General features: G+C 74.6%; 10 protein-coding genes. 6 read left to right on the top strand and 4 right to left on the bottom strand.

The genetic code is table 11. The features are described 5' to 3' along the window. Nucleotides 1-33 precede the first annotated feature (33 nt). Nucleotides 34-675, bottom strand: a complete 642-nt coding sequence (locus tag BI06_RS32370; protein ID WP_233290374.1) for a response regulator transcription factor — start codon at nt 673-675, stop codon at nt 34-36. Between the two features lie 5 nt (nt 676-680). Further along, nucleotides 681-1934 (bottom strand): sensor histidine kinase, encoded by a 1254-nt coding sequence (locus BI06_RS32365; RefSeq protein ID WP_149030556.1) that lies wholly within the window; start codon nt 1932-1934, stop codon nt 681-683. 174 nt (nt 1935-2108) lie between these two features. Between BI06_RS32365 and BI06_RS54845 the strand changes: the two genes are divergently transcribed. From BI06_RS54845 to BI06_RS32355, 3 genes are all read left to right on the top strand, one after another. After that, a complete protein-coding gene (locus tag BI06_RS54845) occupies nt 2109-2243 on the top strand; it encodes a hypothetical protein (RefSeq protein ID WP_255360277.1) in 135 nt (44 codons plus the stop codon). Next, nucleotides 2240-4483, top strand: coding sequence for an MMPL family transporter (locus BI06_RS32360; RefSeq protein ID WP_063795056.1), 2244 nt, complete (start codon nt 2240-2242; stop codon nt 4481-4483). The genes BI06_RS54845 and BI06_RS32360 overlap by 4 nt, the downstream gene beginning before the upstream one ends. 78 nt (nt 4484-4561) lie before the next feature. Further along, the gene (locus tag BI06_RS32355) at nt 4562-5419 is read left to right on the top strand and encodes an S-methyl-5'-thioadenosine phosphorylase (RefSeq protein ID WP_043474095.1); all 858 of its coding nucleotides are present in this window, start codon (nt 4562-4564) and stop codon (nt 5417-5419) included. Here BI06_RS32355 and BI06_RS32350 read toward each other — a convergent pair. Then, entirely contained in the window at nt 5385-5861 is a 477-nt protein-coding gene (locus BI06_RS32350; RefSeq protein WP_063764350.1) for a hypothetical protein, read from the bottom strand. The two genes, BI06_RS32355 and BI06_RS32350, sit on opposite strands and share 35 nt — an antisense overlap. Continuing rightward, entirely contained in the window at nt 5858-6994 is a 1137-nt protein-coding gene (locus BI06_RS32345) for a molybdopterin-dependent oxidoreductase (protein ID WP_082558840.1), read from the bottom strand. The genes BI06_RS32350 and BI06_RS32345 overlap by 4 nt, the downstream gene beginning before the upstream one ends. 174 nt (nt 6995-7168) lie before the next feature. Between BI06_RS32345 and BI06_RS32340 the strand changes: the two genes are divergently transcribed. The 3 genes from BI06_RS32340 to BI06_RS32330 form a co-directional block, all read left to right on the top strand. Beyond that, nucleotides 7169-8533, top strand: a complete 1365-nt coding sequence (locus BI06_RS32340; protein ID WP_082558839.1) for a glycosyltransferase family 87 protein — start codon at nt 7169-7171, stop codon at nt 8531-8533. A gap of 53 nt (nt 8534-8586) precedes the next feature. Next, nucleotides 8587-9300, top strand: a complete 714-nt coding sequence (locus BI06_RS32335) for a molybdopterin-dependent oxidoreductase (protein ID WP_167349787.1) — start codon at nt 8587-8589, stop codon at nt 9298-9300. Next, the coding region (locus BI06_RS32330; RefSeq protein WP_082558826.1) for a cytochrome b/b6 domain-containing protein at nt 9284-9921 on the top strand (638 nt) is incomplete at its 3' end. The genes BI06_RS32335 and BI06_RS32330, both read left to right, overlap by 17 nt.

Genomic DNA, 9921 nt, shown 5'->3' with positions numbered 1-9921 from the left:
CCGGCCCGCCCCTCCTCGGCGCGGGCCGGCCGGTCAGGGGGCGGTCAGGCCCCGCTGGATCGCCAGCACCGCCAGCCGTACCCGGTTCGGGCTGCCGGTCTTGGTCATCAGGTTGGACACATGGGTCTTCACCGTGGTGATCCCGATGTGCATCCGTTCGCCGATCTCGGTGTTGGAGAGTCCCTCCGCGACCAGTCGGAGCACCTCCTGCTCGCGGTCCGTGAAGTGCACCGCGTCGCGCCGCCGGTCGCCCTCGGTGTCCCAGGCCGAGGAGGCCCGGGACACCACCCTGCGCAGCACGCTCGGGCTGTACGGGCTCTCCCCCTGGGCCGCCCGGCGGATCGAGTCCAGCACCGACTCCGGGGACACGTCCTTCGCCAGGAAGCCGCAGGCGCCCGCGGCGAGCGCCGGGTAGAGCCGGTCGTCGTCGTCGAAGGTGGTCAGCACCACGACCCTGGTGGCGGGCCGGACCCGCAGGATCTGCCGGGTGGCCGTGATGCCGTCCGTCCCGGGCATGTGCAGGTCCATCAGGACCACGTCCGGGTCGAGCCGCTCGGCCAGCCGCAGTGCCTCGGCGCCGTTCACCGCCTCGCCGGCCACCGTGATGTCCGCCGTGGACTCGCAGAGCATCCGCACACCCGCCCGCACCAACTGCTGGTCGTCGGCGATCAGCACGCTGATCACGGTCGGCCCCGGTCCGGTGCCGAGGCGACCGAGGCGGCCGAGGCGGGCAGGCTGGCGGTGAGGCGCCAGCCGCCGGGGACCTTCCCCACGTCGATGGCGCCTCCGACCAGCGCGACCCGTTCGCGCATGCCGAGCAACCCGTAGCCGGCGCCCTCGTACTGCGGCAGGCCCGCACCGTCCGGCCCGTTCAGCTCGTCCGATCCGTCCGGCCCGCGTCGTCGCGGCAGGTCGTTCTCCAGGTCCAGCTGCAAGGTCCCCTCCTCCATCCCCACCCGGAGCCGTACGGCGGCGTACGGCCCGGCGTGCTTGGTCACGTTCGTCAGCCCCTCCTGGACCAGCCGCAGCACGGTCAGGCTCCGGATCGCGTCCAGCTCCGAGATCCGCGGGCCGATCTCGGCCTCGATCCTCAGCCCGGCCTGCCGGGACCGCTCCACCACCCCCTGCACCGCGGCCGGCAGGCCGGTGGCCTCCGCGAGCAGCGGTGCCAGGTGCTGGGGCGGCAGGTCCTGGTCGGCGGGTTCCCGCAGTGCGGTGAGCAGCCGTCGCAGGTCGGTGAGCGCGGTGGTGGCGCTGGCGTGCACGTCGTCCAGTACCTCGGCGAGCCGCTGGTCGGTCCGTGGCAGGACGTGCCGCGCCACGCCCACCCGGAGCACCGTGGACGCCAGATGGTGCGCCACCATGTCGTGCAACTCCCGGGCGATCGCCGCCCGTTCGCCCATCCGGGCGCCCCACTCGGCGAGGTCCCGGCTGTGCTCGGCCTCGCGGGCGCGCTCCTGGGCGGTGCGGGCCGCCGACTCGGCCGAGCGGATGTAGCCGGCCAGCAGGACCGGGACGCTGACGATCACCGCCGCCCGGTAGAGGGCGGAGCCGATGCCGCCGGCGGTATGACCGGCGGAGACCAGCTGGGCGGCCAGCAGTGCCGCCGCTGCCACCGTCGTCGGTCGGCCCCACCGGCGCACCGCCAGTTCGAACAGCGCGGCGCTGGCGCCGACCTTGACCTCGACCAGCACGGTCGGCGCGTACAGCTCGGCCAGCGCCAGCATCCCGGCCTGGCCGAGTGCCACGGGCAGCAGCCGGAAGCCGCCGACCGAGGCCAGCACCAGTACGGCCAGGCCGATGGACCAGTCCGCCGCCCCCAGCTCGGCCGGCCTCCGCAGGAGCAGCAGATAGCCCAGGCCGAAGGCCACCAGTGCCAGCCGCATCGGCCCGAACCGGCGGTTGAGGAGACGTCTGATCCATTCCCGTGCCACAGACGGGACTGTACGGCGAGGGGCGCCTTTCATGATCCTCCCCGAGGGGGAGGGCGGCCTCCTCCTTCCGGCCACCCCGTCCGGCTCTTCGGGCCGTCGATCCGGCCCCTCCGGCCGCCTGTTCCGACCGGTCGCCCGAAGCCCACGCTCCTGCCCCGCCGGAAGGCTGGGCACATGACCAAGGCTCGAACTCCCGGCGCCCCCTCGAACGCGGCGCCGCCCCCGCCGCCGGCCCACGGCGGCCCGGCGCGCGTCCTCACCGCCCTCACCGCCCTCTCCTCCCCACTCTCCGAAGGAGCGCTCAAGTGATCGCGTCGATCGGGAGGTTCGCCGCCGCGAACCGGCGGTGGGTGCTGATCGCCGCGGCCCTGTTCACCCTGCTGGCCGGCGCCTGGGGCACCGGCGTGTTCGGTGCCATCACGGGCGGGGCCGGGTTCGACGACCCGGCCAGTCAGTCCGCCCGGGCCGACAAGGTGCTCGCCGGACCTCTCGGCCGGCAGGCCGACGATGTCGTGGTGATGTACCGCAGCGCCGACCGTCCGGTCACCGACCCGTCCCTCGCCGGACCGATCCGGGCCGCGGTGGCCGCGGTGCCCCGAACCGATCTGGCCCGGGTGGACACCTACTGGTCCACCGGCGGCAACCCGGACTTCCTCAGCAAGGACGGCCGAGCCACCTATGTGGCGCTGCAGTTCAAGTCCTCGGACGACCAGGAGCGGGTCAAGGCGCTGAAGGCCGTCGAAGGCAGCTTCGAGGTCCCGGGGACGGAGGTCCGGTTCGGCGGCGTCACCGCGATGACGGCGCAGGTCAACGGACTGACGGGGAAGGACATCGGACGGGCCGAGATGCTCTCGGTGCCGCTGCTGCTGGTGCTGCTCGTGCTCGTCTTCCGCAGTGCCGTCGCCGCCTCCCTCCCACTGGCCGTCGGCGCGGTGGTGGCGCTCGGGTCCTTCGCGGTCCTGCGCGTGCTCACCCTCTTCGTCGCCGTCTCCAGCAGCGTGATCAACGTGATCACCATCCTCGGGCTCGGGCTCGCCATCGACTACGCGCTGATCATGGTCAACCGGTTCCGTGAGGAGCTCGCCGCCGGAGCGTCGGTGGACGCCGCCGTCGAGCGCACCAGCGCCACCGCGGGCCGCACGGTGGCCTTCTCCGGTCTCGCGGTCGCCATCTCCTTCGCCGGTCTGACGCTCTTCCCGTCCCGCTTCCTGAGCTCGATGGGCTATGCGGCCGTCTCCGTGGTCGCGTTCGCGGTGATCGGCTCGCTGACCCTGCTCCCCGCGCTGCTCCGGGTCACCGGCCACCGGATCGACTCCTGGCGGGTGCCGATGCCGTGGGACGGACGGGGCACGGCGCCCCGGCCGGAGAGCCGGGGCCGGTGGTACCGCACGGCGAAGGCCGTGATGCGCCGTCCGCTGCTGACCACGCTCGCGGTGGTCGCCCTGCTGGTCGGCCTGGGGGCGCCGATCCTGGGCGCCAACTGGGCGCGCCCCGGCGACTGGGTGCTGCCCGCCGGTGCGGACGCCCGGGTCGTCACCCGGGAGTTCGCCACGGACTTCCGGCAGGACCCGACCAGGACCGTCACCGTCGTCGTCACGCTCCCCGGCGCCGCGAGCGCCGAGACCGGACCGCTCGGCGAGTACGCCGCCCGGTTGAACTCGGTGCCCGGTGTACGGGGCGCCGCGGTGACCAACACCCACGAGAACCTGGCCCGGATCACCGCGTACTACTCGATGGACCCGATGTCGGTGGAAGCCCGCGCCATGGTGGACGGCCTGCGGGCCCAGGCGCCGCCGGCGGCCGCCACCACCCGGTTCACCGGAATGCCCGCCTCCCGGGTGGACATCGTCGACATGATCGCTTCCCGGGCGCCGTGGATGGCCCTGTTCGTCGCTGTGGTCTCCGCCCTGGTGCTCTTCCTGGCCTTCGGCTCGGTGACCATTGCGCTCAAGTCGGTGCTGCTGAACCTGCTGTCGCTCTCGGCGGCGTTCGGCGCGATCAAGCTGATCTTCCAGGACGGCTGTCTGCACGAACTGTTCGGCTTCACCCCGATCGGCGCGATCGACGCCGACTTCCCGGTACTGATCGTGGCGATCGCCTTCGGACTGGCGATGGACTACGAGGTCTTCCTGCTCTCCCGGATCAAGGAGGCCTACGACCGCACCGGCGATCCGGGCGAGTCCGTCGCGATCGGCCTGCAACGGACCGGAAGGATCATCACAAGTGCCGCTCTCCTGATGGTGGTTGTCGTCTGCGGCTTCCTGGTCTCGTCCATCGCCTTCATGCAGATGATCGGCGTCGGCCTGGTGATCGCCGTCGTGGTGGACGCGACCCTGGTCCGGGCCGTGCTCGTGCCGTCGACGATGAAACTGCTGGGACACCGGGCCTGGTGGGCGCCGGCTCCACTGCGGCGGCTCCGGCGGCGCCTGGGCCTCCCGGACGGCGAGCGGCGGGAGCGGGGCCCGGCACCGGGGACCCGGGCGGAGCGCGACGCGGGCGGCGAGCTCCTGCTCCTCGCCCGCCGCACGGGGGACGTTCGCGATTCGTAAGGACCGGCGGTCCGGATCCGGCACGGTCCGTTCCTACAGTGGCCCGGAGGCTGTTCCCGAGGAGAGAGGCGGACCGCGATGACGGTCGACCAGGACGTCCTGCCCACCGCCGAGGTGGGCGTGATCGGCGGATCCGGGCTCTACGAGCTGCTGGACGACGTGACCGAGGTGCGGGTGGACACCCCCTACGGTGAGCCGAGCGACGCGCTGTTCGTGGGCGAGGTGGCCGGCCGCCGGGTCGCGTTCCTGCCGCGGCACGGACGGGGCCACCGGCTCCCCCCGCACCGGATCAACTACCGGGCGAACCTGTGGGCGCTGCACACCCTGGGCGTGCGCCAGGTGCTGGCGCCCTGCGCGGTCGGCGGGCTGCGGCCGGAGTACGGGCCGGGCACCCTGCTGGTGCCCGACCAGTTCGTCGACCGGACCTCGGGGCGCCCGCAGACCTACTACGACGGCCTGCCGCTGCCGGACGGCACGGTGCCGCAGGTGGTGCACGTGTCGACGGCGGACCCGTACTGCCCGGCCGGGCGGCGGGCGGCGACGGAGGCCGCCCGGGAGGCGGCCTGGGAGCCGGTCGACGGCGGCACCCTGGTGGTGATCGAGGGCCCGCGCTTCTCCACCCGCGCGGAGTCCCGCTGGTTCACCGCCAACGGCTGGTCGGTGGTCGGCATGACCGGGCACCCGGAGGCCGTCCTCGCCCGTGAACTCGGGCTCTGCTACAGCTCGGTGGCCCTGGTCACCGACCTCGACGCGGGCGTGGAGAGCGGTGCGGGCGTCACCCACGGCGAGGTGCTGCAGGAGTTCGCCCGCAACGTCGACCGGCTGCGCACCGTGCTGTTCAAGGCGGTGGAGCGCCTCCCGGTGGTGCGCGACTGCCCGTGCCCGCACGCCCTGGACGGCCTCACGACCGGTCTCCCCGGGGTGCCCGGCGCCTGACGGCCCGATCGCGGAACCCGACGGCCCGGGCCCGGCGCCCGACGGCAGGATCCCGGCGCCGCCACCGCCCGACCAGCGCGACCAGCAGCGCGAGTCCGGCGGTGGCGGCCAGCACCAGCAGCCAGTTGCGCAGGTACGGCAGCGGCAGCACGGACGGGTTGCCGCCGTCGTCCCCGGCGCGCAGCACGGCCGGCAGGCCGACGGCGGTGACGGCCGCCGCGACCACCAGCCAGCCGCGCAGTACCGGCCCGCGCACCAGGAACGCGCCCAGCAGGCACAGCAGCGGCACCCACAGGCCGTCGTGGAGCACCAGCCCCCCGAACCCCCAGACCAGGACGTCGACCGGGTCGGTGATGTACGGGTCGCCGAGCAGCCCGTACAGGCCGTAGCCGATCAGGCCGAGGCCGGCCGCCAGCAGCAGACCGCGGAGCGCGGTGCTCATGCGACCACCTCGATCCGGGCGACCCACTTGGTCTGCAGGACACCGGGCCGGTTCGGGGCGACGATCCGCGCCGGGAACCCGTGGTCCGCCGTCAGCACCTCGCCGTTGACCCGCAGGGCCAGCAGACTGAGCGGATCGTCCGCGTACTGCGCGGGCATCTCCATCACCCGGTAGGGCCCCTCGGCCTCCAGGGAGGTGACCCGGGCGTCGGATCCGGTCGGGGCTCCGGCCCGGGCCAGCAGGTCGGAGACCCGCACCCCGCCCCACCGGGCGGTGGCGCTCCAGCCCTCCACGCACGCGATGGGCAACTCCACCTCGTACTGGGGGAGTTCGCCGAGCTCGGCGAGGGTGAGTTCGTACGGCCTGGGCCCGTCGACGACGAGGCGCCAGCCGGCCGGCACCGTGAGCGTGCCGGCCTGGGCGGCGGTGCGGTTCACCGGCAGGCCCTGGGCGCCGAGGTCGGGGCGGCGCGGTGCCAGCAGGTCCAGGGCGCGCAGCCAGGGCACGGTCTGTCCGGCGGTGACCAGGGTGACCGCGCCGGTCGCGGCGAACACCGAGGTGAGGAACGCCCGGCGCCCGGCCGGCACGGGCGCCGCCCGGCGCCACCAGTTCGCCGCGATCAGCGGCGCCTTGACCGCCAGGTGGACCAGCAGCCCGCCGGTGGCCAGCCAGCCCAGCCAGAAGTGGGTCTGCCGGAACGGGAACGGCCACGGGTACCACTGCAGGGTGTTCAGCAGACCGGTGAACAGCTCCAGCAGGACGGCCGCGACCAGGACGGCGATGCCGAGCCGCTCCAGGGCGTGCAGCACACTGCGCGCCGGGGGCCACTCGAACAGCCGGGGGTAGACCGCCCACAGCTTCGCGCCGACCAGCGGGATCGCGGCCAGACCGGCGATCACGTGCAGGCCCTGGGTGACGCGGTAGCCGTTCACCGGGCGCGCGGGCAGGTGGGGGGCGAGCCAGGCGGGCGGGTCCTGGAGCAGATGGCTGACGAGGCCGGTCAGGAAGCACAGCAGCAGGGCCGCGCCCAGCCACCGTCCCACCACGACCACCGTCCGCGGCTCGTGCAGCGGCGAGGTGAACGCGTTCGCGCGGAACGGCCCGCGCCGGAGGAACGACGGGGGAGCGGGCAGCGGCGGGTCGTAGCGGCGGCGGGCGGCCGGAGTGCCGGAGTCGGCGGGTTCGGATTCCACGTGTCCATCGAAGCGCCCGGACGGGCCCGACCGGTGCTCCGACGTGCTTACGGAATCCGAACGGCGGCCCCGCCGCCCGGCCCGCCGGCCCCCGGCGGTGGGAGGGTGGCCGACGTGATCCCCCGTACCTCGCTGCGCTGCCTCCTCGCCCTTGCCGCCCTGGTCACCGCCCTGGCGCTGACCGTCGCCCAGGCCGGCGCCCTCCCGCGCCACGGCTGGTACCTCCTTGACGTCGCGCTCTTCGCCCTCGCGGTACTGCTGCTGCGCAGGGTGCCCGGCCGGCAGGTGGTGCCACTGGTCCTGGCGGGCAGCGTCGCGGTGGCCGCCGTCGGACTCCTGGCCCCGCCGCGGACCAGCGACGACGCCTACCGCTACGTCTGGGACGGGCGGGTCCAGGCCGCCGGGATCTCGCCCTACGCGCACACCCCGGACGACCCGGCGCTGGCCCGGCTGCGCGATCCCGGGCTGTTCCCGGCGGGCGACGGCTGCACCGGCTGGGACGAGCGGCGGACCGCGGCCGGGGACTGCACCCGCATCAACCGGCCGGCCGTGCACACCGTCTACCCGCCCGTCGCACAGGCCTGGTTCCTCGCCGTGCACCCCTTCGGGGGCGGGGTGCGCGGGGTCCAGGCCGCCGGGGCACTGCTGGCGGTGGCGACCACCGGGCTCCTGCTGGGAACGGGGCGGGCGCCGTGGCGCGCCGCGCTGTGGGGGTGGTTCCCCGGCGTGACCGTGTGGGCGGTCAACGACGCGCACGTGGACACGCTCGGCGCGCTGCTCACCGTCGCCGGGCTCGGCTGCGCGGCCCGGGGCCGAGCCGTTCGCGGGGGACTCCTCCTCGGCGGCGCGACCGCCACCAAACTGCTGCCGGCCCTCGTCCTTCCCGGGGCGCTGTCCGGCCTGCTGGCCCGCCGCCCGACCCGCCGCGACGTCCTGCTCCTCGGCTCCGCGCTGGGCGCGTTCGCCCTCTCCTACCTGCCGTACGTCGCCGCCTCCGGCACCTCCGTCCTGGGCTACCTGCCGGGCTACCTGCGCGAGGAGGGCTACGAGCAGGGGCACATCGACCGGTTCGGGCTGCTGCGCCTGGTCCTGTCGGACCGCCTCGCACCGTGGGCGGCGGGGCTGGTGCTGGCGATCGTGGTGGTCCGGGTGCTCCTTCGGGGCGACCGGGAGCGGCCCTGGGAGGGCGCGCTGCTCGTGACGGGCACCGCGCTGCTGCTGGTCGCGCCCGGTTACCCGTGGTACGGGCTGCTGGTGGTCGCACTGGTAGCCCTCGACGGCCGCTGGGAGTGGCTGGCCGTCCCGGCCGCCGGGCAGGCGCTCTACCTGACCGGAGGGCAGAGCGCGCAGCAGCTCTCCTACGGGACCGCGCTGTGCGTCGTCCTCCTGGTCCCGCTGCTGCGGCAGTACGTCGAGGGGCGGGCAGCCGTGGCGGAGGGAAGCCGTGGCGGCGGGCGGCCGGAAATGACGAAAGTCTGACGGGTGGGCGCGGACCCTGGCCCCTCGGCCCGCCGGCTGGTCGGATCGGCAGTGTGAGCGAACAGAACGAAGAGGGCCGGGGCACTCCGGTCGGCCGCCGCGTGGTGCTCGGCCTGCTCGGGCTCGGCGCGGCGGGAGTCGCGGCCGGCCCGTACCTCCTGCGCGCCCAGGAGGCGGTGGCCGGCCGGGACCCGACGGGCCTCACCGGCCTGCTGCCGGGAGGAGGCGGCTTCCGGTACTACTCGGTGGTCGCCTCGGTGCCGACCCGCGACGCGGACACGTACACCCTGACCGTGGACGGGCTGGTGGAACGGCCCGGCCGCTACCGACTGGCCGACCTGCGGGCGATGCCGCAGCGCCGGATCGTGCGGGACGTGCAGTGCGTGACCGGCTGGCGGGTGCCGGACACCCCCTTCGAGGGTGTGCCGCTGGCCCACCTGCTCGACGCCGCCGGCGTCACGGCGGGCGCCCGGGCGGTGCGGTTCAGCTGCTTCGACGGCGAGTACACCGAGAGCCTCACCCTGGAGCAGGCCCGGCGGGACGACGTCCTGGTCGCGCTCAAGCTCCGGGACGCCCCGATCTCCCACGCCCACGGCGGCCCGGTGCGGCTGTACGTGGCCCCGATGTACTTCTACAAGTCGGCCAAGTGGCTCTCCGGGATCACCGTCACCGACACGGTGCGGCCGGGCTACTGGGAGGAACTCGGCTACGACACCGACGCCTGGGTCGGCCGCTCGAACGGACGTGACGATGCGCCGACCGCCTGACCTGCTGCTCCGTTTCACCCGGGCCGAGCGCCTGGTGCACCGCGCCACCGCCGCGCTGATGCTGACCTGCCTGGCCACCGCCGGCTGCCTCTACCTGCCGCCACTGGCCGAACTGGTCGGCCGCCGAAGGCTGGTGGTCACCGTGCACGTGTGGTGCGGCCTCGCGCTGCCGGTGCCGCTGCTGCTCGGACTGGCCTTCCGCGCGGTGCGCGCGGACGTGTCCGGGCTGAGCCGGTTCGTTCCCGCGGACCGGGCGTGGCTGCGGGCCGTACGGGCGCGTGGGTCGCGCCGTCCGGCGGGGAAGTTCAACGCCGGGCAGAAGCTGTACGCCCAGTGGACGCTCGGGTCGATGCTGGTGATCGTCGGGACGGGGCTGGTGATGTGGCTCGTCCGTCTGACGCCGCCGGCCTGGCGGACCGGCGCGACCTTCGTCCACGACTGGTTCGCGGCGGCGATCGCCGTGGTGATCGCCGGGCACGTGCGGATGGCGGTCCGCGATCCCGAGGCCCGGCGCGGGATGCGGACCGGACTGGTGGACCGGCGCTGGGCCGAGCGCGAGCACCCGCAGTGGGTGCCCGCGCCGGCCCCGGACCAGGAGCGGCCGACCCAGGAGCAGCCGGT

It is taken from the genome of Kitasatospora sp. MBT66 (genome assembly GCF_000710405.2).
GTDB classification, from domain to species: domain Bacteria; phylum Actinomycetota; class Actinomycetes; order Streptomycetales; family Streptomycetaceae; genus Kitasatospora; species Kitasatospora purpeofusca.
The sequence above is the reverse complement of the archived record's forward strand: the minus strand, read 5'-3'. Positions and strand labels throughout refer to the sequence as shown.

Coding starts and splice junctions, on each gene's coding strand:
- BI06_RS54845 (WP_255360277.1), top strand. CDS start 2,109: ATGACCAAGGCTCGAACTCCCGGCGCCCCCTCGAACGCGGCGCCGCCC.
- BI06_RS32355 (WP_043474095.1), top strand. CDS start 4,562: ATGACGGTCGACCAGGACGTCCTGCCCACCGCCGAGGTGGGCGTGATC.
- BI06_RS32350 (WP_063764350.1), bottom strand. CDS start 5,861: ATGAGCACCGCGCTCCGCGGTCTGCTGCTGGCGGCCGGCCTCGGCCTG.